The sequence below is a fragment of the Lentzea aerocolonigenes genome, assembly GCF_000974445.1.
Classification (GTDB): domain Bacteria; phylum Actinomycetota; class Actinomycetes; order Mycobacteriales; family Pseudonocardiaceae; genus Lentzea; species Lentzea aerocolonigenes.
In genome coordinates this window covers 1-25,360 of record NZ_BBOJ01000034.1, presented here as the reverse complement: position 1 = coordinate 25,360, position 25,360 = coordinate 1, and the positions used below count along the sequence as shown (strand labels likewise).

24 protein-coding genes are annotated in these 25,360 nt (G+C 68.2%); 14 read left to right on the top strand and 10 right to left on the bottom strand.

Annotated features, from left to right (window positions below; all coding sequences use genetic code 11):
* Positions 1 to 149 precede the first annotated feature (149 nt).
* On the top strand, positions 150 to 794 hold the full coding sequence (locus tag AOM45_RS44575; RefSeq protein ID WP_035913408.1) for a hypothetical protein: 645 nt from the start codon (positions 150 to 152) through the stop codon (positions 792 to 794).
* Between the two features lie 179 nt (positions 795 to 973).
* Here the strand turns inward: AOM45_RS44575 and AOM45_RS44570 are convergent, their stop codons facing one another.
* Together AOM45_RS44570 and AOM45_RS44565 are read right to left on the bottom strand one after the other, a co-directional pair.
* Positions 974 to 1,627, bottom strand: coding sequence for a fibronectin type III domain-containing protein (locus AOM45_RS44570; RefSeq protein ID WP_051784605.1), 654 nt, complete (start codon positions 1,625 to 1,627; stop codon positions 974 to 976).
* 14 nt (positions 1,628 to 1,641) lie between these two features.
* Complete coding sequence (locus AOM45_RS44565; protein WP_030472797.1) at positions 1,642 to 2,244, bottom strand: polysaccharide lyase family protein; 603 nt, start codon at positions 2,242 to 2,244, stop codon at positions 1,642 to 1,644.
* A gap of 79 nt (positions 2,245 to 2,323) precedes the next feature.
* On the opposite strand from AOM45_RS44565, the gene AOM45_RS44560 reads away from it, so the two are divergent.
* The gene (locus AOM45_RS44560; protein ID WP_035913410.1) at positions 2,324 to 3,211 is read left to right on the top strand and encodes a LysR family transcriptional regulator; all 888 of its coding nucleotides are present in this window, start codon (positions 2,324 to 2,326) and stop codon (positions 3,209 to 3,211) included.
* Here AOM45_RS44560 and AOM45_RS44555 read toward each other — a convergent pair.
* The gene (locus AOM45_RS44555; protein WP_051784606.1) at positions 3,114 to 3,977 is read right to left on the bottom strand and encodes an EamA family transporter; all 864 of its coding nucleotides are present in this window, start codon (positions 3,975 to 3,977) and stop codon (positions 3,114 to 3,116) included. The genes AOM45_RS44560 and AOM45_RS44555 overlap by 98 nt on opposite strands.
* A gap of 93 nt (positions 3,978 to 4,070) precedes the next feature.
* On the opposite strand from AOM45_RS44555, the gene AOM45_RS44550 reads away from it, so the two are divergent.
* The gene (locus tag AOM45_RS44550; protein WP_030472800.1) at positions 4,071 to 4,979 is read left to right on the top strand and encodes an RluA family pseudouridine synthase; all 909 of its coding nucleotides are present in this window, start codon (positions 4,071 to 4,073) and stop codon (positions 4,977 to 4,979) included.
* Here the strand turns inward: AOM45_RS44550 and AOM45_RS44545 are convergent.
* Together AOM45_RS44545 and AOM45_RS44540 are read right to left on the bottom strand one after the other, a co-directional pair.
* Positions 4,974 to 5,867, bottom strand: a complete 894-nt coding sequence (locus tag AOM45_RS44545; protein WP_051784607.1) for a phosphotransferase family protein — start codon at positions 5,865 to 5,867, stop codon at positions 4,974 to 4,976. The two genes, AOM45_RS44550 and AOM45_RS44545, sit on opposite strands and share 6 nt — an antisense overlap.
* Positions 5,867 to 9,061 carry a GH92 family glycosyl hydrolase gene (locus AOM45_RS44540; RefSeq protein ID WP_030472802.1) on the bottom strand — a complete coding sequence of 1,065 codons (3,195 nt, stop codon included), beginning with the start codon at positions 9,059 to 9,061 and terminating at the stop codon, positions 5,867 to 5,869. The genes AOM45_RS44545 and AOM45_RS44540 overlap by 1 nt, the downstream gene beginning before the upstream one ends.
* Positions 9,062 to 9,114: 53 nt before the next feature.
* On the opposite strand from AOM45_RS44540, the gene AOM45_RS44535 reads away from it, so the two are divergent.
* From AOM45_RS44535 to AOM45_RS44525, 3 genes are all read left to right on the top strand, one after another.
* Positions 9,115 to 10,401: a BNR-4 repeat-containing protein gene (locus AOM45_RS44535; protein WP_030472803.1), complete on the top strand. Its 1,287-nt coding sequence runs from the start codon at positions 9,115 to 9,117 to the stop codon at positions 10,399 to 10,401.
* Positions 10,402 to 10,473: 72 nt separating this feature from the next.
* The gene (locus tag AOM45_RS44530; protein WP_030472804.1) at positions 10,474 to 10,857 is read left to right on the top strand and encodes a VOC family protein; all 384 of its coding nucleotides are present in this window, start codon (positions 10,474 to 10,476) and stop codon (positions 10,855 to 10,857) included.
* Between the two features lie 240 nt (positions 10,858 to 11,097).
* Positions 11,098 to 12,132 (top strand): chitinase, encoded by a 1,035-nt coding sequence (locus AOM45_RS44525; RefSeq protein ID WP_081902705.1) that lies wholly within the window; start codon positions 11,098 to 11,100, stop codon positions 12,130 to 12,132.
* A gap of 50 nt (positions 12,133 to 12,182) precedes the next feature.
* On the opposite strand, the gene AOM45_RS44520 is transcribed toward AOM45_RS44525, so the two are convergent.
* Positions 12,183 to 12,428 carry a mycoredoxin gene (locus AOM45_RS44520; RefSeq protein ID WP_030472806.1) on the bottom strand — a complete coding sequence of 82 codons (246 nt, stop codon included), beginning with the start codon at positions 12,426 to 12,428 and terminating at the stop codon, positions 12,183 to 12,185.
* A 338-nt stretch (positions 12,429 to 12,766) separates the two neighbouring features.
* Between AOM45_RS44520 and AOM45_RS44515 the strand changes: the two genes are divergently transcribed.
* Together AOM45_RS44515 and AOM45_RS44510 are read left to right on the top strand one after the other, a co-directional pair.
* Entirely contained in the window at positions 12,767 to 13,384 is a 618-nt protein-coding gene (locus AOM45_RS44515) for a DUF4360 domain-containing protein (RefSeq protein WP_030472807.1), read from the top strand.
* A gap of 57 nt (positions 13,385 to 13,441) precedes the next feature.
* Complete coding sequence (locus AOM45_RS44510; RefSeq protein WP_059363012.1) at positions 13,442 to 14,086, top strand: DUF4360 domain-containing protein; 645 nt, start codon at positions 13,442 to 13,444, stop codon at positions 14,084 to 14,086.
* Between the two features lie 28 nt (positions 14,087 to 14,114).
* Here the strand turns inward: AOM45_RS44510 and AOM45_RS44505 are convergent, their stop codons facing one another.
* Positions 14,115 to 15,104, bottom strand: a complete 990-nt coding sequence (locus AOM45_RS44505; RefSeq protein ID WP_030472809.1) for a helix-turn-helix transcriptional regulator — start codon at positions 15,102 to 15,104, stop codon at positions 14,115 to 14,117.
* Between the two features lie 84 nt (positions 15,105 to 15,188).
* Here AOM45_RS44505 and AOM45_RS44500 point away from each other — a divergent pair, with 84 nt between their 5' ends.
* Positions 15,189 to 15,587, top strand: coding sequence for a VOC family protein (locus tag AOM45_RS44500; RefSeq protein ID WP_030472810.1), 399 nt, complete (start codon positions 15,189 to 15,191; stop codon positions 15,585 to 15,587).
* Here AOM45_RS44500 and ilvA read toward each other — a convergent pair.
* Positions 15,580 to 16,815, bottom strand: coding sequence for a threonine ammonia-lyase IlvA (gene ilvA, locus AOM45_RS44495; RefSeq protein ID WP_030472811.1), 1,236 nt, complete (start codon positions 16,813 to 16,815; stop codon positions 15,580 to 15,582). The two genes, AOM45_RS44500 and ilvA, sit on opposite strands and share 8 nt — an antisense overlap.
* 68 nt (positions 16,816 to 16,883) lie before the next feature.
* Between ilvA and AOM45_RS44490 the strand changes: the two genes are divergently transcribed.
* The gene (locus AOM45_RS44490; protein WP_035913436.1) at positions 16,884 to 17,750 is read left to right on the top strand and encodes a lytic polysaccharide monooxygenase auxiliary activity family 9 protein; all 867 of its coding nucleotides are present in this window, start codon (positions 16,884 to 16,886) and stop codon (positions 17,748 to 17,750) included.
* Between the two features lie 83 nt (positions 17,751 to 17,833).
* Positions 17,834 to 19,069: a ThuA domain-containing protein gene (locus tag AOM45_RS44485; RefSeq protein WP_030472813.1), complete on the top strand. Its 1,236-nt coding sequence runs from the start codon at positions 17,834 to 17,836 to the stop codon at positions 19,067 to 19,069.
* Here AOM45_RS44485 and AOM45_RS44480 read toward each other — a convergent pair.
* Positions 19,056 to 19,430, bottom strand: coding sequence for a hypothetical protein (locus AOM45_RS44480; RefSeq protein ID WP_030472814.1), 375 nt, complete (start codon positions 19,428 to 19,430; stop codon positions 19,056 to 19,058). The genes AOM45_RS44485 and AOM45_RS44480 overlap by 14 nt on opposite strands.
* Before the next feature lie 118 nt (positions 19,431 to 19,548).
* Here AOM45_RS44480 and AOM45_RS44475 point away from each other — a divergent pair, with 118 nt between their 5' ends.
* Both AOM45_RS44475 and AOM45_RS44470 read left to right on the top strand, forming a co-directional pair.
* Positions 19,549 to 20,613 carry an ATP-dependent DNA ligase gene (locus tag AOM45_RS44475; protein ID WP_156094360.1) on the top strand — a complete coding sequence of 355 codons (1,065 nt, stop codon included), beginning with the start codon at positions 19,549 to 19,551 and terminating at the stop codon, positions 20,611 to 20,613.
* On the top strand, positions 20,610 to 21,209 hold the full coding sequence (locus AOM45_RS44470) for a YigZ family protein (RefSeq protein ID WP_030472816.1): 600 nt from the start codon (positions 20,610 to 20,612) through the stop codon (positions 21,207 to 21,209). Before AOM45_RS44475 ends, AOM45_RS44470 begins: the two co-directional genes overlap by 4 nt.
* Positions 21,210 to 21,280: 71 nt before the next feature.
* Here the strand turns inward: AOM45_RS44470 and AOM45_RS44465 are convergent, their stop codons facing one another.
* Positions 21,281 to 23,884 carry a glycoside hydrolase family 3 protein gene (locus AOM45_RS44465; protein ID WP_030472817.1) on the bottom strand — a complete coding sequence of 868 codons (2,604 nt, stop codon included), beginning with the start codon at positions 23,882 to 23,884 and terminating at the stop codon, positions 21,281 to 21,283.
* A gap of 739 nt (positions 23,885 to 24,623) precedes the next feature.
* Between AOM45_RS44465 and AOM45_RS51540 the strand changes: the two genes are divergently transcribed.
* Positions 24,624 to 25,360, top strand: a 737-nt coding sequence (locus AOM45_RS51540; RefSeq protein ID WP_169792652.1) for an IS110 family transposase, incomplete at its 3' end; no start/stop codon positions are given.

The following is a 25,360-nucleotide window of genomic DNA, read 5'->3' as shown; positions in this document are numbered from 1 at the left end:
GGTCGGCGTAGCGCCCCGGCCGGCGGGCCAGAAGGCGGTCGATGATCACCGGTGTGGCTGACCTCGACGCGTTCGTCGCGCTGCCCACCGCCTGACTGAATAGAGTGGATTCACACCCGGTTGAACTCACACGACGGCAGAGTGGACTGATGGAGATCCCCGGCATGGGCCTTGCCAGGCAGGCGCTCACCACCGCGCTCGACACCACGGCGGCCGTCGCTGCCGTCCCCGGCCGCGTGCTGGGCCTGATCAGCGAGGTCGAGCAGCTGGTCCGCAAGGTCAACGGCACGATCGACGCCGTCGACGGCGTCGTGCGCAAGGCGGACGAGCTGGTCGGCCGCACCGCCAACGTCGTGGCCGACGCCGAGAAGGCCGTCGACGAGGTTCGCGCGATCACCGCCAGCGCCAGCGACGTCTCGGAACGGGCAGCGCAGGTCGTCACCACCGCGGGCCACACCGCGCACACCGCCAACGAGCTGATCGGGATCTACGAGCCGATCGCCAAGCAGGCCCAGCCGCTCGCCAAGCGGTTCGTGGACGAGCTCTCCCCGCACGAGGTCGAGGCCGCGATCAAGCTCGTCGACGAGCTGCCGGTGCTCACGGAGCACCTGACCAGCGACATCCTGCCGATCCTGGCGACGCTCGACCGGGTCGGTCCCGAGGTGCACCAGCTGCTCGAGGTCACGAGCGACATGCGCCAGGCGATCCTCGGGATCCCCGGCTTCGGGTTCATGCGCCGGCGCGGCGAGAAAAAAGAGGAAGAAGAAGGTGTGAGGTCTCCCCAAAACGGGTAACCGGGCCGCCATGACGGCTCACGCGCGCGAAGATCAACTCACCTGGTGGCTGCTCAGCGGCATTTTCGGGCTCCTGTCGGCGACGAACGTCCTGCTGGCGATCACCGAACGCACGGCCTGGCCCTACGCGCTCGCGGCGTTGCTGCTCGCCGCGAGCGCGTGGAGTGCCAGACACGCTCTCAGACCTTCCCCGTCTTCTGGTGCGTCAGGTTCGACGCTGCTCCGAACCGGAAAGGCCGCAGCCGAAAAGTCGCGGTTTTCTCGTCTGGGAGTGTGATCAGCCCGAACGAGGTGACGTCCGGATCGAGCCGCGCCGCGACCCGGTAGTCGGTCGCACCCGCCGGCTTGAGCTCGATCAGGTACCCCTCCTCGTCCGACGCGCGGTCCTCCCACGTGAACAAGATCCCGTTCGCGTGCTTCACCTCCGCCCTCAGGTTCCCCGGCGCCGCCTCGGGTGAGGACACGGCGTGCGTGCCGCCGCCCGTCTTCCGCGGTTCCGCCCACTCGTGCCCGTCGCTCTCCGGCACCTCGTCGCCTGGTGGCAACGCGATGTCCACAGTCTCCGAAGCAGGCCCGTGGTACGGCCGGACCCGGTAGTAGAACTGGGTTTCCGGGATCAGGTCCGGGTGCTCGTACGAGTTCTTCGACGGTGGCGTGAACTCCAGGACCACGTAGTCGCCGTCGGCCGCGTTCGCGTACTCGACGACCTGCCCGGCCGCTCCCGCCTCCGGACGCCAGTGCAGCGTCACGTCAACCGGCGAGGTCAGCTCGGACGTCAGCACGGGGTCCCGCTGCTCCTGGCCGCAGGCAGCCAGGAACAGCAGTCCCACCATTGACAAGCGACGAATCACTTGCGCCAGAACCGGATGTTGCTCCACACGACCGTGGCAGGTCCCTGCCCGCTGGCCGTCCGGTACGCGCCGAACTTGTCGTAGAAGTTCCCGCCGGAGCTCGAGACCGAGTGCTTCTGCGAGCCGTTGATATACGTCCGGTGAGTGCTGCCCACGACGTGCACGGTGTTCACGCGCACGGTCGTGCCGACGGTCGCACCGGTGGCGATGGTGTCGCCGCCGTGCACCGCGTAGAGCCGGCCGCCGCGTTCGACGGCCAGCATGAAGTACGGACCCGCGCCGGGGTCGTCCTTGAACGTCTGCTTGAGACTGATGCGGGTGCCACCGAGACTCGTGATCCGGAAGCTGCCCTCGAACTGTCGCGTGCCGCCGGTGTACGTGGCGTACCGGCGTTCCGCACGCTGGTCACCGCTCGCGGTCGAGCAGGTGAGCCGGAACGTGAGGTCGCTGACCGTCCCGCACCCGCGCTGCTGCACGGAGAACGACGGCGAGTAGCTCGTCCACGGACCGGATTCCACCTGAGCCTGTGCGGGCGAACCCGACACGAGCAGCCCGGTTGCCAGAGCGATCCCCGCGCCGGCGCGGAGTCGTTTGGACATACCGAAACCTCCTCAAGACGTGCTGAGAACAGCACGTGTTCCAGGGGGCGGTAGCGGCACTGTATCGGATAATGATCCGATGTTCGACCTCCACCGTCTGCGACTGCTGCGCGAACTTTCGCAACGGGGCACGCTCGCCGCCGTCGCGCAGGCGCTGAACTACAGCCCGTCCTCGGTGTCGCAGCAGCTCTCGTTGCTGGAGTCCGAGGTCGGGGTGCCGCTGCTGGAACCGGTCGGGAGACGCGTGAAGCTCACCCCGCAGGCCGAGATCCTGGTGCGGCACACCGAAGAGGTGCTGACGCGGCTGGAACGGGCCGAGTCGGAGGTCGCGGCCTCACTGCACGAGATCACCGGGACGCTGCGGGTCGCCACGTTCCAGACCGCCGCGCTGGCGCTGATCCCGGCGACGCTGGCGCGCATGAGAGACGAGCACCCCTCGCTTCGGATCGAGTTCCAGGTGCTCGACCCGGCGGAAGCGCTTTCCGCCTTGAACGCCCGCGACTTCGACCTCGTCTTCCTGGAGGAGTGGCCAGACCAGCCGGAGGCCCGGTTCGCCGGGCTGGAGTACCGGGAGGTGTGCCGGGACCCGATCCGGCTCGCCGTCCCGAGTGGACTGCCGCAGTCCGAGATCGAGTCGTACCCGTGGATCATGGAACCCACCGGCATGCCGCAGCGGACGTTCAACGTGAACTGGTGCCGCCACAACGGTTTCGAGCCGGACGTGCGGTTCTCCTCCACCGACGTCCTGGTGAAGCTGCGGTTCGTCGAACGGGGACTCGCGGTCGCGCTGCTGCCGGACCTGGTCTGGTACGACCGCGAGATCACCGTCGACCTGCACGAGCTGCCGGTCCCGCAGTCCCGGCTGCTGTTCACTGCGGCACGGGCAGGGCGAGGTCAGCATCCCGCTGTGCGGGCTTTCCGGGAGACGCTGGCGCTTTCCGTAGCGCCGCTCCGGCCCCGGCCGTGATCACCAACGCGATGCCGCACAACGAGATCACGCTCAGGTGCTGGCCGAGTAGGAGCGCACCGGCGAGCGCGGCCGCCGCGGGTTCGAGGGCCAGCGCGACGCCGAACGTGCTGGCCTGCAACGTCTTGAGCGCCCTGATCTCCAGGGTGTAGGGGATCGCGGACGCCAGCAGTGCCACCAGCGTGCCCAGCAGCAGGATCTTGGGCTCGAACAACGCGGCACCGGCCGTGGAGAGCCCGTACGGCAACGTGAGCGCCGCCGCGATCAGGCTCGCACCCGCGAGGCCGCCGGTGCCGAGCCCCGCCGTCGCGAGCTTGCGCCCCGCCAGGACGTAGAAAGCCCAGAACACGGCCGCGAGCAACGCCAGCGCGACACCGATCAGGTCGAGTTTCGCACCCGTGTACTCGCGCACGCCCAGCACCACGACACCCAGCAGCGCCAGCCCGACCCACACGAAGTCCCGCGCTCTCCTGCTGAGCACGGCCGCGAGCCCCAGCGGCCCGAGGAACTCGATCGTCACCGCCACGCCAAGCGGGATCCGGTCGAGCGCGAGGTAGAACGTTCCGTTCATGCCGGCCATGGTCATCCCGAGCACGAGCGTCTCCTGGCGGAACTTCGGACGGACGATCACCGCGAGCATCAGCGCCGCGATGCCGAGCCGCAAGGCCGTCGCGCCGGGCGCGCCGATCTGCCCGAAGAGCTGACTCGCGAACGCCGCGCCGAACTGCAGTGAGATGACCGAACCGAGGACCAGGAAGACCGCCATGCCCACAGCCTCGTTGACCAGCTCTCTTCGGTACAGCGAATGTTTCCGAGCGATATCGTTCGGTTTTCCCGACCATTTAGACTGACCGGTGCGATGAGACGCAAACCCTCCTCCCCTCTCCCCCAGCGCAACGGCCTGGACGCGGCCCGGCTGAAGCTGCCGCCGGAAGGTTCGTGGCCGTCCCTGCGCGAACACCTCGTGGAACGGCTACCGCGCGTGGCCCCCGAACGCATCGAGGAGATGCTGCGGGAGGAACGGATCTGGAGCGTCTCCGGGCCGTTGGGCGTCGACGCGCCGTTCGTCCCGGACAGCTACATCTGGTTCCACCGAGACCTGCCCGTCGAGGTCCCGGTGCCGTTCGAGGTCGGTGTGGTCCACCAGGACGAGAACATCGTCATCGCCGACAAGCCGCACTTCCTGGCCACGATCCCGCGCGGCCAGCACATCATGCAGACCGCGCTGGTGAAGCTGCGCGACTCGCTGGGCCTGCCCGACCTCTCCCCCGCCCACCGCCTGGACCGCGTGACGGCCGGCTTGGTGCTGTTCGTGGTGCGCCGCGAGCTGCGCGGCAAGTACCAGACGATGTTCCGGGATCGGTTGGTGCGCAAGGAGTACGAGGCGATCGCGCCGTACGATCCGGCACTGGAGCTGCCGCGCGTGGTGCGTTCGCGGATCATCAAGGAACGCGGGATCATCACCGCGTTCGAGGTCGACGGCGAACCGAACGCCGAGACCCACGTGTCCCTCGTCGAGCACCGCGACGGCCTGGGCCGCTACCGGCTGAACCCGCACACCGGCCGCACCCACCAGCTCCGGCTGCACATGTCCGGCCTAGGCGTGCCGATCGTGAACGACGACTTCTACCCGGTGCTGAGGGAACGCCCGCTGGACGACTTCTCGTCCCCGTTGCAGCTCCTCGCCCGCACGTTGTCCTTCACGGACCCCGTCACGGGCGAGGAACGCTCCTTCACGTCGAAACTCACGCTGTCCGCCTGGTCATGAGACGTGCGTGCGCCGGGCGTCGATCGGCTGCGGCTCCCAGATCCCGTTCATCCGCTCGAGCAACCGCCGGGCGAGCGCACTCGTCGCGGGGTGGGTCTCGGTGAACCCGGCCACCACCCGCGCCCGGAACATCAACCGGCCGCGCGCGGTCGTGCTGTACCAGAACCAGTCCTCGTCGACGACCCTGGCGAGGTGGTCGGTGCCGTCTCGCTCGGCCCGCTGCACCAGCGCGTCGCCCTGCACCAACCACCGCACGCAGGCGTCCTCCAGCGGCTCCTCCCAGCCGCGTTCGGCGAAGTAGGCCCGCTCGGCGGCCTCCCGCAGCTCCTTCGGCGTCTCAGACACGGTCGCGCAGGTCGGAAAACCGATCCGCAGGTACACCAGCTCCGTGAGCCCGTCGCCGAGCATCGCACCTTCGAGGTCGACGAACCTGGCTCCCCGGTCGGTGTACATGTCGTTGCCAGGACACGGATCGCCGTGCAGGAGGTCGAACCTGCCGGTGTCGGTGAAGGCCAGCTCGCTCTCCGCGTCCCCGATCTCGACCTCCAGCGCACGCACGAACCGCAGGAACGGCTCCGGGTCAGGAACCTCCTGACGCGGCAGCAGTCCGGCGTGCTCCGGACCCGTCGCCTGGTGCAGCCGGGCGAGGCCGCGCGCGTAGTCGATCACCCAGTCCTCGCCGAACGAATGGGACGGCAGCCGTTCCATCACGATCGTGCAGGTGTCCGGGTGGACCTCGTGCACGCGCGGCACCATCCCGGTGTGCCGGGCCAGCCGCAGCGCGGTGACCTCGCGGGTGAAGGCGGCCGCATCGCCAACTACCTGTTTGACGATGCGGTCGCCGTCGGCCCACACGCGGGACCGCACACCGCTTTTCAGTCGTTCCATCAGGCCAGTGTGACCGCGTACAGCTCCACTCGTGGATCATCCGGCAAAGTCACCGAGCGAACCGTCTTGGCCGCGTCCAGCCGCAACGACTGGCCGAACAGGCGCACCGGTGGTCCGTCGACGCCCTGTCCCGCCTTGATCCGGTGCGGCATCTCCAGCACCACCGGACCACCGCCCGCCCAGTCCGGCACCGACGCGGCGACCTCGGCCGACGTCCCGTCCGTGTACCAGACGGTGAAGGCGGTCGAGACCGGCCCGTTGTGCGACGCGCCCACGACGTGCAGCCAGGAGAACTGACCGGCGGGCAGCAGCAGGCCCTGACCGCGAGCCTCCACGAAGTTGGGCGCGGTGCCGGAGGGATCCGGTGCCTGGTAGGTGATGCCGCCCCACGTCACGGGCCCCGCCGCGGGCAGCAGTGCCGCGTCGTAGCTCCACCCGCCGCCGTCGAAGTTTCCGGAAGCGGAGTCGGCGACCGTCGCCGTGCCGTCGTGGTTGCGTTCCGCGGCGATGTCCACCGAACACGTCGAGAACGCGCACACCGCGGCCGGTTTGACCTCGACGACCGCCTTCACCGTCACCGACTCGACCGCGACCGAGATCTCGTACGAGCCGGGAGTCAGTCCGGCCGGCACCGAGACCGTCAGCGGCACGGTCTTCTGCGTCGGCAGGTGCCGCGACACGATGACGAACGGCCTGGCGCCGCTCACCTTCCACCCCGCGGGAGCCGTGACCTGGGGCCGCACGGTCGTCGCACCGGGAGACTGAGCGAGCACGTCGAGCTGCAACGTCAGCGACTGCGCGGAGTCCGAGGTCGGCAGCACGATCTCGGAGTTGCGCAACGACGCGGACAGCGCCCGGCGCGAGTCGGCGTTGCCGTCGTTGAGCGACGGCGGCTCGTCGGAACGCCCGGTGCCCCACGACGAAGGCTTCGACGACACCTGGTGAACCAGCTTTCCACCGCGCTGCAACGAGGACCACGAGAGCCAGGTCTTGCGGACGTCACGGCCACCGAAGGAAACGCTCTTGATGTACCGGTTGGTGTCGGACACTCCCGGCGCCGTCACGGTCAACGTCCCGCCCTGCGACCCGTACTGTCCGATTCGGACGGTCGCGGACTCGAACTGCGGCGAGGACAGCGCCAGGAAGTCAGCGCCGTTGAACGTCGGGTAGAGGCCCAGCGACGAGAAGACGTACCAGGCCGACATCGTGCCCAGGTCGTCGTTGCCGGTCATGCCGTCCGGACCGGTCGTGAACAACGTCATCGCCGCCCGCACGACCGTCGCGGTCTTCGACGGTGTGCCCGCCCACAGGTACATGTACGGCGCGAGCAGGTCCGGTTCGTTGTTCGGGTTGTAGGTCGGTTTGCCGTAGTAGTCGTACGGTTCGGTGATCCAGTCGTGCCGTGCGGTACCGGCGGGGTCGGCCAGCAGCTTCTCGTAGGCGAAGAACGAGTCGAGCCGCTTCTCCGTCTCACGCCGCCCGCCCATCAGCGACACCAGGCCGGCGGGGTCCTGCGGCACGAGCCACTGGTACTGGTAGGCGCCACCCTCGTGGAACTGGTGCGAGGCGTCCACCGGGTTGTACGGCGTGAGCCAGGTTCCCGCGACGGTCCGCGGCCGGAAGTGACCGGTCGAGGCGTCCCACAGGTTGCGGTACCACTGGCCGCGGTCGGCGAACAGGCGCGCGTCGGACCCGTGCCCGAGGCCGCGAGCCATCAACGCGAGCGACGCGTCCGCCGCCGAGTACTCCAGAGTCGCCGACGCCGGGTGCACGCAGTCGTTGTCGCCGCCCTTGTGCGCACAGTCCTTCCCGAGCTCCAAGCCGGACGGGATGTACCCGCGCTCGTTGTAGTAGGTGACGCCCGACCGCCCGTTGTAAGGAGAATCGGCCGGAGGCAACGACAGGGCGTTCTTGCGCAACAGCTGGTACGTCTCCTCCTCGTACCCGCGCAACAACCCCTTCCCCCACGCCTCGACGAGGAACGGCGTCACGGGGTCACCGGTCATGATGTTCGTCTCGGAGGACGCCAAAGCCCAGCGCGGCAACCATCCTCCGTCACGGCCACTGGCCACAACGGACAGTGCGACGTCACGGGCGACCTTCGGTTCCAAGAGCTGCAGCAGCTGATTTTGTGGTCTGTACGTGTCCCACAACGAGAAGTTCTGGTACGGCGTGTACCCCGACGCCGTGCGCACCTTGCCGTCGAACCCCATGTACCTGCCGTCGACATCACCGGCGAGATTCGGATGCAGCACCGAGTGGTACAGCGCGGTGTAGAACGCGACCTGCCGTTCCCGCGGGCCACCGGAGACCTTCACGGCGTCCAGCTGTTTCTTCCACACCGCCTTGGCCGCCGTCACCGTGCTGTCGAAGTCGTGGGAAGGAGCCTCCGCCGCGAGGTTCTTCCGCGCGCCCTCGATGCCGGTGTAGGACAGGCCGACCTTCAGCACCACGTCGCGGTCGGCGGTGGCGTCGAACGTGACCCACGCGCCGTTCCCGCCGGTTCCGGACGCGTCCCGGCCGCCGGGCGTGGGAACGCTCCCCCGCCACGAGCCGAACGACGCGAACGGCCGGTCGAACGAGGCCGTGAAGTACACGGTGTGCTCGTCCTTGCCCGCGCAGAACCGGCCGTTGCGCACCCGCCCCTCGATGGTCCGGTCACCCACGACGTGGATCTCGGAGTCGAGCACGGTCTGGTTGGACCGGCCGGTGTTGAACAGGACGTTGGCCGCCGCGCTGGAGGGGAAGGTGTAGCGCTGCCACCCGGTCCGCGGCGTGGCCGTGACCTCGGCGTTCACCCCGTACCGGGACAGCCCGACGCGGTAGTAACCGGGCTGCGCGACTTCGTCCGAATGGCTGAAAGGCGACTTGTAAGCGTTGATGTCAACGTTGTCAACGGACCCGACTGTCGGCATGACCGGCAGCTCGCCCATGACGCCGCAGCCCACGCCCGACAGGTGTGTCTGCGAGAAGCCGTAGATGGAGGTGGCCTTGTAGTCGTACCCGCCCTGACCTCCCGTGTCAGGGCTGACCTGCACCATTCCGAACGGCACCGAGGCGCCGGGGAAGGTGTTGCCGAAGTTCTGCGTACCCACGAAGGGGTTCACCGAGGACGAGGGGTCCGGATCGGCCTGTGCCGCTTGAGCAGGAACTGTCAGACCCAGTAACAGCCCGGCTACAACCAGTGTCCGCATGGGAGGCAGTATTGTCCGATCGTCGCCGCCCCGACACCCATCGGAGGTCGGCGATGCGCGCACTGGCCGCAACGCTGCTGCTTCTCATCGCGTTCGCGCTACCGGCTCAAGCCGCTCCCGCACTCGACACCGTCACGACGGCGAGCGTCTACGGATGCCTGCGCACCAACGGTGCCGGTGTGTACGACGCGACGGTGAACAAGACGTTCGTGACGTACTCGGGGACCAACCACGACATCTACGTGAAGGCGTACGACCACGCCGCGAAGACGTGGTCAACTGTGGTCAGGGTTGCCCCGCTGAACCTGACGCACGACAACGCCTACCACGACTACCCGGTGCTGACGCAGCTCGGCGACGGCCGGCTCGCGATCTTCCGCGCCACGCACACGAGCTCGATGCAGCTCTACACCGCACCGACGCCGCGGGCGATCAGCGGCACGTGGACCGCCCGGACGATCAGCACCGACAGGAACACCTACCCCGAGCCGATCGTCACCGGGAACACGATCCACCTGTTCTACAGCCAGAACACGGATCTCTCGCACCCGTACCGCACGTACAGGATGATCAAGTCGACGGACAGCGGCAGGACGTGGTCCGCGCCGCGCACGATCATCGACTCCGGCCGCACCGCCGACCGGTACGCCGAGGTGTACGCGTTCGGCGTGACGCACCGCAACGGCCGGATCTACCTGACCTGGTCGCTGCACGGCGGGCCGAAGGGCCACAACGGCGGCGGCAAGAACATCTACGTCGCCTACCTCGACACGGCGTCCGGAACCCTCTTCACGGTCAGCGGCGCGTCGCTCGGCACCGTGGTCGACGCGTCCGACATCGGCAAGACCCGTGTCGTCACGACGAACCCGACGGATCTGCCCGCGGACAAGACGTTGCCGGAGGAGAACCCGGTGACCGTGCCGTTGGACGACGGCTCGCTGGTGCTGGGCTACGGCGTGCACACGAGCACCAGCGCCAAGATCGTGCTCTCGCGGTTCGCCGGCGGCAGCTGGACCTCGACGACGGCCGACGGGTCGACGTCGTTGTTCAAGGACCTCGTCGCGACCGGCACCGGCGTGGACTTCTCCTACGCCAGCGCGGATCGCAAGCGGTTGCTCGTGAAGTCGTGGACGCCCGGCGGTGCCGCGACCGCGAAGCACGACGTGACGGTGCCGTACTCGGCCGGTGCCGACACGACGTTCTACGCGAACTTCGTGGAGAACCGGCCGAGCGACCTGGTGGCGAGCACGATCGACTACGAGACCCGCAAGACCAGCCACACGGGCAAGTGGCCGGTGTTCTCGATCAGGGCTGATCAGCAGCGTGCGCGACGGCGATGATCTCCTCCTTCACGCGGGCGATCATCGCCGTTCGCGCTGACAACTCCCTGACAGGCGAGTAAGCAGGGAAACATGCCCGTACAGCTCAACCACACCATCGTCCACGTCACCGACCAGGAGCGTTCGGCGCGCTTCGTCACGGAGCTCCTCGGTCTGCCGGAACCGGTCCGCTTCGGTCCGTTCCTCGTCGTCGAGGTCGCGAACGGCGTCTCGCTCGACTACCTGACGAGCCCCGGCCCGATCACCTCGCAGCACTACGCGTTCCTCGTCACCGAGGACGAGTTCGACCAGATCTTCGGCCGGATCCAGGAGCGCGGACTCGACCACTGGGCCGACCCGTTCCACAGCCGGCCACAGGAGATCAACCACAACGACGGCGGGCGCGGCGTCTACTGGGACGATCCCGACGGCCACGCACTGGAGATCATCACGCGCCCGTACGGCTCCGGTTCCTGAAAGGTATGGACCAACTCTTGTGCCGCGCACCCCGTTGCTGCCACCGTGAGAGCGGTAACACACCGTGGGCGCGCAGGGTTCGAACCTGTACTGCTGAACAGGTCTAGACCCTTGACTGGTCTGGACCACTGGTGCCAGTCTCAGCACAGTTCACATCCTTGATTCCTCGGGCGCGCAGACTCCAGGAGTGGGTGACCTTTGCTGAGAAAACGCATCTTGGCGTCTCTCGCGGCAGGTGTGATGGCGGCGGCGCTCGCCGTCATCACGCCGACCGCGTCTTCACAGGCGGAAGTGTCCGCACAGGCGTGCACGTACACCGACTGGGTGCAGGGTCAGTGGTACGTCACGGGCTCCATCGTGAGGTACGAAGGCAACTTCTACATCGCCGAGCACGACAATCCCGGCTACAGCCCAACGATCTCCACCTGGTACTGGGAACCGACGAGCTGTGACGGTGGTGGAGGTGGCGGCGGCGGCACCTGCACGTTCACCGACTGGGTGCAGGGACAGTGGTACGTCACCGGCGCCATCGTCAGGTACGAAGGCAACTTCTACATCGCCGAGCACGACAATCCCGGCTACAGCCCAACGATCTCCACCTGGTACTGGGATCCGTACGACTGCAACGGCGGCGGTGGAGGCGGTGGTGGCGGCGGCAGCTTCGTCGTCAGCGAAGCCCAGTTCAACCAGATGTTCCCCAGCCGCAACGGTTTCTACACCTACAGCGGTCTCGTCCAGGCGATGAGCGCGTTCCCCGGGTTCGCGAAGACAGGCAGCGACACCGTGCAGAAGCAGGAAGCGGCGGCGTTCCTCGCCAACGTCTCGCACGAGACGGGCGGTCTGGTGCACGTCCGCGAGATCAACCAGGGCAACGACCTCTGCGACGAGAGCAAGCCCTACGGCTGCCCCGCCGGAACGTTCGGCTACTACGGCCGCGGTCCGATCCAGCTGTCGTGGAACTTCAACTACTACTCGGCGGGTCAGGCCCTCGGCATGGGCGACGAGCTGCTGAGGAGCCCCGACAAGGTGGCGACGGACGCCGCGATCTCGTGGAAGACGGGTCTCTGGTACTGGATGACGCAGACCGGCCCCGGCTCCATGACCGGCCACAACGCCATGGTCAACCAGGCCGGCTTCGGCCAGACGATCCGCAGCATCAACGGATCCCTGGAGTGCGACGGCCGCAACCCGGCACAGGTGCAGAGCCGCGTGTCGAGCTACCAGCAGTTCGCCGGGATCCTCGGCGTGCCGACTGGAGCAAACCTGTACTGCTAGAACGACCGGCGCGCCCCAGGTGGATCTGTCCGCCTGGGGCGCGTTCGGCTTCAGGCCGCCAGCTGTTCCTTCACCTGGGCGAGCGACGGGTTGGTGAGCGCGGACCCGTTCGGGAAGTGGACGGTCGGCACCGTGCGGTTGCCGCCGTTCACGCTCATCACGAAGTCCGCCGCGCCGGGCGTCTCCTCGATGTTGATCTCGACGTACTCGATGCCCTCGCGGTCGAGCGAGCTCTTCAGGATCCGGCAGTAGCCGCACCACGAGGTCGAGTAGACGGTCAGCTGGTCGGGAGCCATCAGCGGCACTCCTCGTCGAGGTTGGTCAGCGTTATCAACCTCAACGTAAGCCGAGGGTGCTTCATGCCGGGTTGCGGCCCACATCACTCCGCGGACCCGCGCCACTCGGACGGCCCAGCGAACGGCGATCGTCAGGCAATCGTCAGGTCAATTCGGCACACGGTGGGTGAGCATGGTTCGCGCACGGCCGAAAACTTCGGGGCGTGCAATTGCTCGTGCCCCAATTCAATCATTGCCGGAAAATTCAGTCACCCATTCGGCGGCCCTTCGCAACACAGGGTTTCCGATATCGTCTGGATTCCGCCGCCGGTACCACACTTCAGAAAGAAAGGCTGGCCATGCTGAAAACGGTGCTGGCTGCTGCCCTCCTGGTGTCCGCTGTGGTGACCGCGCCTGCAGCGCAAGCGGCCGACGTTCCCGATTTCGTGATGATCGACGTGGTCACCGTGAACGGTTCCGGCTGCCCGGCCGGTACCGCGGCGATCGCGGCGGCGGACGACCGCACGGCGTTCACGGTCACCTACAGCGACTACCTGGCCGAGGCCGGACAGGGGTCCGATCCCACAGACTTCCGCAAGAACTGCCAGCTCAACATCAGAGTGAGCTACCCGCAGGGCTTCACGTTCGGCATCGCCCAGGCGGACTACCGCGGATTCGCCAACCTGCAGCAGGGGGCGACGGGCACCGAAAAGGGCAGCTACTACTTCCAGGGCATGTCGAACGGCGCGAGCCGCACGCACAACTTCTACGGCCCGAAGAGTGACAACTGGCAGGCCACCGACCGCGCGACGGTCTCGGAAATCATCTACGCGCCGTGCGGAGAAGTCCGCCACCTGAACATCAACACCGAACTGCGTGTGAACGCGGGAGCCTCGAAGCTGAACAGCTTCATGACGATGGATTCCACGGACAGCAGCGTGAGCACGAAGTACCAGTTCTCCTGGAAGCGTTGCTGACCAGGCACCAATTGCCGCCGCCCGTTCTCGGTCGAACTTCAGACGGAAAGGTGCCCCATGCTCAACACACTGGCCGCGGCCGCGCTCGCGATGTCGACGATCATCATCCCGCCCGGTGGCGCCCCCGGTGACACGCCTCCGCCGGACCACATCACCATCGACGTCGTGACGATCAACGGGTCGGGCTGCAGAGCCGGAACGGCCGCTGTCGCCGTGAGTCCGGACAACAAGGCGTTCACGGTCACCTACAGCGAGTTCATGGCGCAGGTCGGCCCACAGGCCCTGCCGACCGACTTCCGCAAGAACTGCCAGCTGAACCTGCGCGTCAACGTGCCGCAGGGCTTCACCTACGGCATCTCGTCCACCGACTACCGCGGCTTCGCGCACCTCGAGCGCGGCTCCACGGCCCTGGAGAAGGCCAACTACTACTTCCAGGGCATGTCGCAGACGGCGTTCAAGCAGCACAACTACGCGGGTCCGTTCAGCGACGACTGGCAGGCGACCGACACGACCGAGGTCGCGGCGATCGTCTACCACCCGTGTGGCGAGAAGCGGAACTTCAACATCAACACGGAGCTGCGGGTCAACCAGGGCACTTCGGACAAGACGAAGACCAGCTTCATCTCGATGGACTCCACCGACGGGTCGATCGAGACGACCTACCACTTCGCGTGGAAGGTCTGCCCGCCGCCGAGGCCGTAGTCCCTCACCCCGGTGCCGGGCGTCCCGTTCAGGGGCGCCCGGCACTTCCCCGTTCCCCGCGGGCGGACGACGTGAGGCGGTCGGCGAACGCGACGACCAGGTCGCGGAGCTCGTCGGGGCGCTCGACGACGAACGGCCGGTCGAGTGCGGCGAGCACCGGGGGCACCCAGTCGAGCCGTTCCGCCCGCACCTCGACGCGCCGCCAGCGTTCGGTCGCGGGCTCGTGTTCTTCCAGGCTCGCAACGGTTTCCGGAAGACGGGCGCGGATCTGCGCCACCGTCCCGTGGATCCGCAAGGTCACCTCGTGCCGGTACTCGGCCGTGGCGAACCCCGACACCACGCGCTGCGCCGGATCGGGACCCGCCGGTGCCGCGAACGAGCCGGGCAGGGTCCGCGCGTCGTCGATGCGGTCGAGCCGGAAGGTCCGGTCCTCCCCCAGCTGGGCGTCCTCACCCGTCACGTACCACCGGCCCGCGTGGGCGACGACGCCGTACGGGTGCAGCGTGCGTTCGCTGCGGCGTCCCTCACGGTCGGTGTAGCGGATCGAGACCGGCCGGAGGTGGCGCACCGCGTCGGCGATCGTGAGCAGCACCCCTGCGTCCGGGGTGTCGAACTCGCCGGGCTGGTCCGTGAAGGCGAGAGCCGCCAGCAGGGTGTCGAGTCGGCGGGCGACGTGCCGGGGCAGGACCCGGCGGATCTTCGCCGACGCCGTCTCGCTCGCCGTGCGATCCGTCGTCAGTCCCGTCCGGCGGCCCGCGATCAGGCCGAGCAGCACCGCCAACGCCTCGTCGTCGCTCAGCATGAGCGGAGGCAGGCGGTAGCCGGGGGCGAGCCGGTACCCGCCGTAGCGGCCGCGCACCGACTCCACGGGTACGTCGAGGTCGATCAGCTGGTCCACGTACCGGCGCACGGTGCGTCCGTCGACGCCGAGCCGGTCAGCGAGCTCGGCCACCGTCCGAGTGCCGCCGGACTGCAGCAGCTCCAGGAGCGTCAGGACGCGGCCGGTCGGTCGAGGCACCTCCGCAGCCTAATACCGGACCGATTCTGTCCACTATTTCTCCTAACCTGCGGCGGACAAGCCTCACCCCAAGGAGAATTTCCGATGGACTTCGTCTCGATCCGCATCATCACCGGCGACGTGGCGCGCCTCGTCGGCTTCTACGAGCGCGCCACGGGGGCGCCGGCGACGTGGGCCACCGAGGACTTCGCCGAGCTCAGGATCGGCGGCGCCACCCTCGCGATCGGCAGCACCCGGACCGTCGGGCTGTTCGCCCCGGGCTCGGCCCGTCCGGCGGACAACCACAGCGTGATCACCGAGTTCCTCGTCGACGACGTGGACCGCGTGCACGAGAACCTGACGGGCTTCGTCACGGACTTCGTCACCGAGCCCACCACGATGCCGTGGGGCAACCGGTCGCTGCTGCTGCGCGACCCCGACGGCAACCTGGTCAACTTCTTCACCCCGGTCACCCCGGCGGCCGTGCGGAAGTTCGCTAGATGAGGAAGCGGTACGCCGTCGTGCCAGGAGCGACGTGCTGGATCTTCAGCGGGGACTCCTTCATCCGCCCCCACAGCAGGTCGTAGTCCTCGCGGCGGCCGAGCTCGATGCACACCAGCGCGGCACCGGTCTCCCGGTTGTCCCGCTTGATGTACTCGAACTGCACGATGTCGTCGTCCTTGCCGAGCACCTCGTCGAGGAACCGCCGCAGCGCGCCCGGCTCCTGAGGGAACTCGACCAGGAAGTAGTGCTTCAGGCCGCGGTGGACCATCGACCGCTCGACGACCTCGGCGTAGCGCGAGACGTCGTTGTTGCCGCCGGAGAGCAGGCACACCACCGTCGAGTCCGGCGCGACGGTGATCTCCTCCAGCAACGCCGCCGACGCGAGCGCGCCCGCGGGCTCCGCGATGATGCCGTCGATCTGGTACAGCTCCAGCATCTCCGTGCACACCGCGCCCTCGGCGACGGTGAGCAGCTCGGCGCCGCTGTCGCGCACCATCGGGAACGTCACGTCCCCGGCCCGGCGCACAGCGGCGCCGTCGACGAACGAGTCGACCTCGGGCAGCGTCACGGGGTGGCCCGCCTGCAGGGCGGCCATCATGCTCGCCGCACCCGCGGGCTCCACGCCGATGACGCGGGTGCGGGGGAAGCGCTCGGAGAACCACGTGCCGACGCCGGAGAGCAGGCCGCCGCCACCGACGGGCACCACGACGACGTCCGGTGCGCCGCCGAGCTGCTGGACGATCTCCAGGCCGACGGTGCCCTGGCCCGCGACCGTGCGGGGGTCGTCGAACGCCGGGACCAGCGTCGCGCCCGTGCTCAGCGCGTACTCCTTCGCGAGCGCGGCCGCGTCGTCGTAGGTGTCGCCGTCCACGACCAGCTGCACCATGCCCTGCCCGAGGGCGGAGATGCGGTCGCGCTTCTGGCGCGGGGTGGTGCGGGGGACGTGCACGCGGCCCTCGATGCCGAGGCGGCGGCACGCGTAGGCCATGCCCTGGCCGTGGTTGCCCGCCGACGCGCAGACCGCGCCACCGAACGCGAACTCGGTCTGGCACAGCAGGTTGAACGCGCCGCGCAGCTTGTACGAACGGCCGACCTGGAGGTCCTCGCGCTTGAACCAGACGCGCGCGCCGGTCCTCTCGGACAGCCGCTGGTTCACCTCGAGCGGCGTCGTGCGTGCGACTCCGCCGAGCCGGGCTGCGGCGGCGGACACCTCATCAGCGAAGGACATGTCAAAACATCTTCCGTGAACGACTCGGGTCTTGCACGCGTACCCCTAGAAAGACAGGGGAGGTGCTCGTGTTTCGCCTTGTGGGCGTTCTGACGCTGCTCATGATGGTCTCCGCGGTTCCCGCGCACGCCCATGGCGCGCCCACCGACCCGGCGAGCAGGGCTTTTCTGTGCTCGCCCGGTCAGTCAGGAGCATCATCCTCGCCGTGCCGCAGCGCCATTCAAGCGGGGTTGCCGTCCAAGGAGTGGGACAACATCCGGCTGCCGAACGTGGCGGGGCGCGACGCCCAGCGCGTTCCGGACGGCAAGCTGTGCAGCGCCGGGCTCGCGAAGTACGCGGGGCTCGACCTCCCCAGCGCGGAGTGGCCCGCCACGAAGCTCAAGAGCACGGACTTCACGTACCGGGCGACGATCCCGCACCAGGGCTCGTTCCGCTTCTACGTGACGCGCGACGGCTACTCGCCGACGGCACCGCTGCGGTGGGCGGACCTGGAGCAGTTCCTGACCGTGCCCTCTCCCCCGCTCGTCAACGGCGCGTACGAGTTCAACGTGCAGCTGCCGAAGGACAGGACGGGACGGCACCTGATCTACACGGTCTGGCAGAACACGGACACGCCCGACACCTACTACTCGTGCACGGACGTGGAGATCGCGGCGGCGGTCAAGCCGGTGACCCCCGCACCCGCCCCGGTGGCGCCACCGGCACCGGCCGCGCCGCCCGCGCAGGTGGCGCCACCGGCCTCCAGCACCACGACGACCACCACCACCGCGCCGCCGTCCTCGAAGCAGAGCACCCCGCGACCCGTTCCCGTTGCGTCGAGTGCCGAACAACCTCCTTCCAGCGCAACGCGTTTCGGCCTGTCCGCCGTGGTGGCGGCACTGGGCGGGCTCGCCGTGCTCGGCGGGATCATGTTGTGGCGCAAAAGAATTCTGTGAACGTCCCGGTCCCCAATAGGTCTGGACCATCCCTACGATGATCTTCGGGCGCGCAACCCTGCGATGTGAAGGTGCGTGCCCGCATGGCTCGAAAACTGTTGACACTGCTGGCTTTGATAGGCGCGACGCTGTTCCCGGTCGGCATCTCGGCCACCGGCCCGGCACAAGCCGCCCCGTTCAAGGTGCTCGGCTTCTACTACGGCACCAACGACCTGGCGCACATCTCGTTCGTCAAGGAAGCGAACCCGTGGCTCGCCCGCGCCGCCCAGGAGAACGGCTTCACCTACGAGGCCACCACCGACTGGAACCGGCTGAACACCCTCACGCCGTCCCAGGCCCAGGTCGTGATCTTCCTCGACGACCTGCCGAGCGGCACGCAGCGCGCGGGCTTCCAGCGGTACATGGAGGCGGGCGGCGCCTGGCTGGGCTTCCACGTCAGCGCCTTCACGCAGAACGCGAACGAGTGGTCCTGGTACCACAACACGTTCCTGGGCAAGGGGAACTTCGTCAACAACACGTGGGGACCGACCACCGCGACGCTGAAAGTCGAGACCCGCTCGCACCCGTCGACCCTGCGGCTGCCGGAGAAGTTCACCTCGTCGGTCAGCGAGTGGTACAGCTGGTCGCGTGACCTGCGCACGAACCCGGACATCCAGGTCCTGGCGAGCGTCGACCCGTCGAGCTTCCCGCTCGGCACCGACCCGAACCAGCAGTGGCGCAGCGGGTACTACCCGATCATGTGGACGAACAAGAACTACAAGATGATCTACGCGAACTTCGGCCACAACGCGATGGACTACGCGAACAACCGGCCGCTGTCGTCCACGTTCGCCAGCGCCACCCAGAACACGTTCCTCATCGACAGCCTGCTGTGGCTCGGAGGTGGCGGCACCCCGCAGCCGCAGCCCGACTGGAAGACGGTCACCAACCGCGGCAACGGCAAGTGCGTCGACGCCCGGTCCGCCGGTCTCGCGAACGGCACGGTCATCCAGCAGTACTCGTGCAACGGGACCACCGCGCAGAACTTCCGCGCCGTGGCGACGACCGACGGCTACTCGCGCCTGGAGTACCGCAACGACCCCGCGAAGGTGCTCGACGTGAGCGACGTGTCCACGGCGGACGGTGCCGGCATCCACCTCTGGGACTACGTCGGCGGCGCCAACCAGCAGTGGCGCGTCACGACCGGCACGGACGGCTACTCGACGCTGACGGCGCGGCACTCCGGCAAGTGCCTCTCGGCGGTGGGCAGCACCGACGGCGTCCAGCTGGTCCAGGCGACGTGCACCGGCTCGGCGGCGCAGAGCTTCAGGATCGGCTAGTGCCGGTCTGAGGCCACGTCACCGTCACTCGTTCCCCCGGTCTCCCGTCCGCGGAGACCGGGTGGGCGAGGAACCCGTACATGTCGTTGAGCTGGTGCAGCGCCTGCACCGCGTCCCGCCACACCGGGCAGGGCCACGCGCGGTGCCGTCCGTACCAGGCGCGGCACGACCGGCAGCGGTGCTTCTCGTTCGGCTCGTGCATCTTCAGCAGACCCCGCCACCACGGCAGGGCGGCGCGCAGCTGTTCGCGCAGCTCGAAGACCTCGTCCGGCGAGTCCGTCCTGGCGAGCTGGTCCATGGTCTTGTAGACGACGTCGATCACCGTCCGGTGGAAGGACTGCTGCCGTTCCGCGAGTGCCATCGCCGAACTCCTCCTCCCGCGGTCGACACCGACCCGCCCAGGAGTCTATGTCGACCGTTGAGGGTTCAACCACCTCTTCGCGCCGCACACCGCCACCGGCTCGCTTATGGTCACGGGCGTGGACCTGCCCGTGATGCCGCCGGTGAAGCCGATGCTCGCGAAGTCCGTGCCCGAGCTGCCGCGCGGGGACGGGTTGTCCTACGAGCCCAAGTGGGACGGCTTCCGCTGCATCGTGTTCCGCGACGGCGACGAGGTGGAGCTGGGGTCGCGCAACGACAAGCCGCTCACCCGCTACTTCCCCGAGGTCGTCGAGCTGCTCAAGAAGGCGCTGCCGCCGCGGTGCGTGGTGGACGGCGAGATCGTGCTGGTCACGCCGGACGGGCTGAGCTTCGACACCCTCCAGCTGCGGCTGCACCCGGCGGCGTCGCGGGTGCGGAAGCTCTCCGTCGAGACCCCGGCGAGCTTCGTGGCGTTCGACCTGCTGGCGTGCGGCGACTCCGACCTCACCGCGCTGCCGCTGGCCGAGCGCAGGGCTCGGTTGGAGGAGGTCGTCACGGAGGTGCCCGGCATCTACCTGACACCGGCCACGACCGACCCGGACGTGGCGCAGGACTGGTTCACCCGGTTCGAGGGCGCGGGGTTCGACGGCGTGGTGGTGAAGCCGCTGGACGGCGTCTACGAGCCGGGCAAGCGCGTGATGTTCAAGGTCAAGCACGAGCGGACCGCCGACTGCGTGGTCGCGGGCTACCGCCTCCACAAGGACGGCGAGACGGTCGGGTCGCTCGTGCTCGGGCTCTACCAGGACGGCGAGCTGCACAACGTGGGCGTGGCGAGCAGCTTCACCGCGGCCCGCCGCCGTGAGCTGGTCGACGAGCTCAAACCGCTGCTCAACCCCGCCGAGCACCCGTGGAGCGCGTGGGCGACGTACGAGGGGCCGGGCATGAACAGCCGGTGGAACCCCGAGAAGCAGCTTCAGGTCGTGTTGCTGGAACCGTCACGTGTGGCCGAAGTGCGGTACGAGCACGTGCAGGGCGGACGGTTCCGGCACACCGCACGGCTCGTGCGTTTCCGCGACGACCGCGACCCGGTCAGCTGCACGTACGAGCAGCTCGAAGAAGTACCGCCGGCCGAGCTGGACGCCCTGTTCGGTGAGGCGGAGCGGCGCAGGACAATCGACGGGTGAAGGTGATCAAGCGGGACGGCACGCACGAGATCGAGATCCAGCGGTCGCGGTTCCTGTGCCATGTCGCTCGTGTCGCCTCCGAGAGAGAGGCGGCCGAGTTCTTCGCCCGTGTGCGCAAGGAGCACTGGCAGGCCACGCACAACTGCACGGCGTTCCGGACCGCGGACACCCAGCGCTCCTCCGACGACGGCGAACCGGCCGGGACCGCAGGCGTTCCGATGCTGGAAGTGCTCACACGGCGCGATCTGGTCGACACGGCCGTTGTCGTCACCCGCTACTACGGCGGCATCAAGCTCGGTGCCGGTGGCCTGGTCCGTGCGTACGGCCGGGCGGTGTCCGAGGCGATCGACTCCATAGGGACGCTCACCCGCGAACGGCACGAGAGCGTTCTTCTGGCCGTGGACCACGACCAGGCCGGGAAGCTGGAGAACGCGTTGCGCGCAGCCGGGTACCACGTCGCGGACACGGAGTACGGCCACGACGTCACCTTCACCGTGCTCACGAAGGAGCCGGAGGCGTTCGAGGTCTGGCTCGCCTCGCAGACCGGCGGCGCGGTGACCGCCATCCGCGGCGAGCCCGTGGACCTCGACCACTAGACCGTGCCGAGCGGCGCCCCACCGAGAGGAAGGTGCCCTACCGGCAGGTCTGCCGGTAGGGCACCTTCGGGCTACGTGCAGGGAAGCACGTCCGGATCAGCGCCCGCCTTGGGCACCCACCGCACGTTCGCGAAGGACGCCTGGAAGGTGCCTTCGGTGTAGACCAGGAACGGCGTGTTGACGTTCTCCAGGTCCAGTCCCTTGTCGGCGAAGCAGTTGACCGCGATCTTCACCGTGGCCTTCTGCCCGATCGGCAGGTTGCGGAACGCCTGCGTGGTATCGAGCTCAGCCAGGCACGGGTAGTTGCAGTGCGCGCTGACGACCGTGCGGGCGGCCGGGGCCTCGTGCACGATCACGTCGAACTCGAGGGCCGCGTTGGCGTTGCCGTAGCCGCGCAGGTCCGTACCGGTCGGGCTCTGCAGGTATACCTGCCCGGGTCCGGCGCCGGTCCACGTCGTCTTGAGCGCGTCCTGCTGGACGTTGACGTCGGACTGCACGACGTTGATGTTCGCCTGCGAGGCCTGGCCGTCGGGACCGATCTCGAGGCCCCAGTTCTCCGGCGAACCGAGGAAGCTCTTGTACGGCGCGACGTCCGTGCGGTTGAAGATCTCGAGGTCTTCGGTCGCCGTGCCGCCACCACCGCCGGAGCAGCTGCCGCCGGGGCTCGTCTCGTCGAGCTTGCCGACGTTGCCGGTCTGCCAGTCGCGCAGGCCGTAGCCGAGCTTGAACAGCGGGTCCTGGCTCGGGTCGTTGAGCGGCGTCTGGCAGGCGCTGCGCGGCCACGAGTAGGACAGCTTGCCGCTGAACCCGTTGTGGCGACCCCTGATCAGCAGGTCCGCGATGCCCTGGCCCTCGGTGCCCGGCAGCCAGGCGGCCACGAACGCGTCGGAGCGGTTGATCTCCTTGTTCATGTACATCGCGCGGCCACCGACGTAGACGGTGATGACCGGCTTACCCTTGCCGGACACCTTGTCCAGCACGGCGAGGTCCTGCGGGTACAGGCGCGCGGTCTCGAGCGTCCGCTTGCCGATGTCGCCCACGCCCTCCGCGTACGGCGTCTCACCGATGACGGCGACGACGGCGTCGAAATCCGCGGGGTTCACGTTGTCCGCGGTCTCGGCAAACGTGACGTTGGCGGCGCCGAGCGTGTCCTGGATGCCCTTGAGGATGCTGGTGGCGTTGGGGAAGTCGGCGTTGGTGTTGCCGGTGCCCTGCCAGCTCAGCGTCCAGCCACCGGTCTGGTTGCCGATGTTGTCGGCGCTCTTGCCGACCACCAGAACCTTGCTGCGCTTGGAGAGCGGCAGCACCCGGTTGTTGTTCTTCAGCAACACGGCGGACTCCCGCACGGCCTCGCGCGCGAGTTCCTTGTGCAGCAGCGCCTTCTGGTCACCGGCGTGCTCACGCTGAGAGGGCTTCGGCGCGTCGAACGTGCCGGCGCGCAGCTTGACGCGCAGGATGCGGGTCACCGCGTCGTCGATGCGGGCCATGGGGATCACGCCGGTCTCGACCTGCGTGATCGTGTTGGCGATGAACGCCTTCCAGTCGTTGGGCACCATGATGATGTCCATGCCGGCGTTGATCGCCTGCGGGCAGCTGGCGTTCGTGCAGCCCGTGACCTGCCCGATGCCGTTCCAGTCGGAGACGAGCAGGCCGTCGAAGCCCATCTTCTCCTTGAGGATGCCGGTCTGCACGTACTTGCTGCCGTGCACCTTGCCCTCGTTGATGACGTCGTTCGTCCAGCTGTTGAACGAGATCATCACCGTCTGCGCACCCGCGGCCAGAGCACCGTAGTAGCCCTGCCCGTGAATGTTGATCATTTCCTGCTCGGTGGACGGGTTGACCCCCTGGTCCTTGCCACCGGTCGTACCGCCGTCACCGAGGAAGTGCTTGGCGGTGGCGATCACGCCGTCCTCGCCGATGCGCCTCTTCGCGTTGTCCTGCAAGCCCTTGATGGCCTCGAACCCGTAGGCCCGAGTGATGCGCGGGTCCTCGGAGAACCCTTCGTACGTCCGCCCCCAGCGGTCGTCGCGCACCACGGCCAGCGTGGGCGAGAACGCCCAGTCCTGCCCCGTGGCCCGGATCTGCTCGGCCGTGGCCTCGTTGATGTCGCGGACGAGACACGGGTCGTGCGCCGCGCCAAGACCGATGTTGTGCGGGAAAACCGTTGCGCCGTAGACGTTGTTGTTGCCGTGCACCGCGTCAATGCCCCAGATGACGGGAATCTTGGTGCGAGTGGCCTTCGACGCGTCCCAGTAGGCGTCGGCCTTGGCGAGCCAGTCCTGCGGCGTGGCCTTCTTGTTGGCGTTGGGCCAGCTGCCACCACCGTTGAGAACAGACCCGAACCCGTACGTCGTCACGTCCTGCGGCGTGATCGCGCCGATCTCGGGCTGCGTCATCTGGCCGACCTTCTCGGCCAGCGTCATGTCCTTGAGGATCGCCTTGATCCTCGCCTCGTCCCGGCGATCACCCTTGAGCTGGCTCTCGACCTTCGGCCAGTCCTTGAGCGTGGGCAGAGACTTCTCGATGCGGGCGCACCCGTGCTCAGTCCTGGGCTGCCCGATGACAGTCTGCTTCGGTCCGTGCTGCGCTTCCGGCGCTTCCTGCGCGGCGGCCGATGTCGCGCTGGCGGCGAGCGTCAGCCCCAGCACTGCGGCAAGAGTGCTTCTCCATTGCATGCCGCAGATCCTCAACTTTGTGTTACGTCTGCGTCAATGGGAACGCTCTCATGAGTTTTTCCCGGGACGTCGTGGGAGGAAGTTCGCGTACCGGACTGGTGGGTGCTCGCGGGCGCTGGGGTGGTGGGCTGGTTGGGGGCGCGGGTGGGGCGGTTGGGTGGCGGCCGGTTGAGTGATTTTGGGGCGGGCTCGGGTGGTGGGACCGGGCGGCGGGGCGGGACGGCTAGGGCGAAGTGGCTGGGGCGAAGTGACGGAGACCGGGTGGCGGGACCTTGTGGCAGGACCGGGTGACGGGACGGGGTTGCGGGAGCGGGTGTGCAGGACCTGAGGTGCGGGACCGTGGTGCGGGACGGGGATGCGGGACCGCGGTGCGGGACCGGGTGGCTGGGCTACAGCAGCCGGATCGGTCGCCAGACCGGGTGGCCGACTGGGTAGCCGGGACGGAGCTTGCGGGGTGTGGGCGACTGCTGCGTGTGGGGTCGGTTTGCGTTGGCCGGTTCCAGGTGGCACCGCGCGGGTTGGCTTGAGCGGTTCGGCGCAGGTTCCAGCGGAGGGGTCACCTTTTGTTGCCATGTCGCCTTGCGTTGGTGGGCGCGTGAGTCCTGACGAGCCGGGTCATTTCATCGCCGCTTCGCGACGATTGCGATTGGGGCTTGATGCGATGAAGGAGCGGGGCCTCGCTCCTGGTGGGTCCCGAGCGGACACTCGGGTTGCTCACTCCAACTCAAGGGAGGCCCCTGTGTCTGAGTATGACGGGAAACAGTTCGTCGGGATCGATTTGCACCGGTCTCGTTCGGTGATCGTGCGGATGACCGCTGAGGGTGAGCGGTTGGACGCGGTGCGGATCGTGAACGATCCGATGCGGTTGATGGCCGAGATCGGCAAGGCCGGTGAGGCGCCGGAGGTGGTGCTGGAGGCCACCTATGGCTGGTACTGGGCCGCGGACGTGCTGGCGGAGGCGGGCGCGCACGTGCATCTGGCGCATCCGCTGGGGATCAAGGGATTCACGACCCGGCGGGTGAAAAACGATGTGCGGGATGCCACGGATCTGGCGGACCTGCTGCGGATGGGCCGCCTGCCCGAGGCGTGGATCGCTCCGCCGGCGGTGCGGGAGCTGCGGGAGTTGGTGCGGTATCGGTGCCGGCTGGTCGGCCGGCGGTCGGGGTTGAAAGCGGGTGTGCACGCGGTGCTGGCCAAGCAGGGCCTGCGGCTGCCGGTCACCGATCTGTTCGGGGTGCGCGGGCGTGTCCTGCTCGCGCAGGTTCCGCTGGAGCCGGTGTTGCGGGCCAGGGTGAACTCGCAGTGCCGGCTGATCGACGCGTTCGGTTTCGAGATCGACACCGTCACCGGCCTGCTGCTGCGCCGGGCCGCCAAAGACCCCGGCTGGACGGTGATCCAGCAGATCCCCGGTATCGGCCCGATCCTCGCGGCGGTCATCCTCGCCGAGATCGGCGACATCGGCCGCTTCGCCGGGCC

Coding starts and splice junctions, on each gene's coding strand:
- AOM45_RS44525 (WP_081902705.1), top strand. CDS start 11,098: ATGGCGGCGGCGCTCGCCGTCATCACGCCGACCGCGTCTTCACAGGCG.
- AOM45_RS44555 (WP_051784606.1), bottom strand. CDS start 3,977: ATGGCGGTCTTCCTGGTCCTCGGTTCGGTCATCTCACTGCAGTTCGGC.
- AOM45_RS44570 (WP_051784605.1), bottom strand. CDS start 1,627: ATGGTGGGACTGCTGTTCCTGGCTGCCTGCGGCCAGGAGCAGCGGGAC.
- AOM45_RS44575 (WP_035913408.1), top strand. CDS start 150: ATGGAGATCCCCGGCATGGGCCTTGCCAGGCAGGCGCTCACCACCGCG.
- AOM45_RS44500 (WP_030472810.1), top strand. CDS start 15,189: ATGGACTTCGTCTCGATCCGCATCATCACCGGCGACGTGGCGCGCCTC.
- AOM45_RS44510 (WP_059363012.1), top strand. CDS start 13,442: ATGCTCAACACACTGGCCGCGGCCGCGCTCGCGATGTCGACGATCATC.
- AOM45_RS44515 (WP_030472807.1), top strand. CDS start 12,767: ATGCTGAAAACGGTGCTGGCTGCTGCCCTCCTGGTGTCCGCTGTGGTG.
- AOM45_RS44520 (WP_030472806.1), bottom strand. CDS start 12,428: ATGGCTCCCGACCAGCTGACCGTCTACTCGACCTCGTGGTGCGGCTAC.
- AOM45_RS44465 (WP_030472817.1), bottom strand. CDS start 23,884: ATGCAATGGAGAAGCACTCTTGCCGCAGTGCTGGGGCTGACGCTCGCC.
- AOM45_RS44560 (WP_035913410.1), top strand. CDS start 2,324: ATGTTCGACCTCCACCGTCTGCGACTGCTGCGCGAACTTTCGCAACGG.
- AOM45_RS44535 (WP_030472803.1), top strand. CDS start 9,115: ATGCGCGCACTGGCCGCAACGCTGCTGCTTCTCATCGCGTTCGCGCTA.
- AOM45_RS44550 (WP_030472800.1), top strand. CDS start 4,071: ATGAGACGCAAACCCTCCTCCCCTCTCCCCCAGCGCAACGGCCTGGAC.
- ilvA (WP_030472811.1), bottom strand. CDS start 16,815: ATGTCCTTCGCTGATGAGGTGTCCGCCGCCGCAGCCCGGCTCGGCGGA.
- AOM45_RS44545 (WP_051784607.1), bottom strand. CDS start 5,867: ATGGAACGACTGAAAAGCGGTGTGCGGTCCCGCGTGTGGGCCGACGGC.
- AOM45_RS44530 (WP_030472804.1), top strand. CDS start 10,474: ATGCCCGTACAGCTCAACCACACCATCGTCCACGTCACCGACCAGGAG.
- AOM45_RS44485 (WP_030472813.1), top strand. CDS start 17,834: ATGGCTCGAAAACTGTTGACACTGCTGGCTTTGATAGGCGCGACGCTG.
- AOM45_RS44540 (WP_030472802.1), bottom strand. CDS start 9,061: ATGCGGACACTGGTTGTAGCCGGGCTGTTACTGGGTCTGACAGTTCCT.
- AOM45_RS44480 (WP_030472814.1), bottom strand. CDS start 19,430: ATGGCACTCGCGGAACGGCAGCAGTCCTTCCACCGGACGGTGATCGAC.
- AOM45_RS44565 (WP_030472797.1), bottom strand. CDS start 2,244: ATGTCCAAACGACTCCGCGCCGGCGCGGGGATCGCTCTGGCAACCGGG.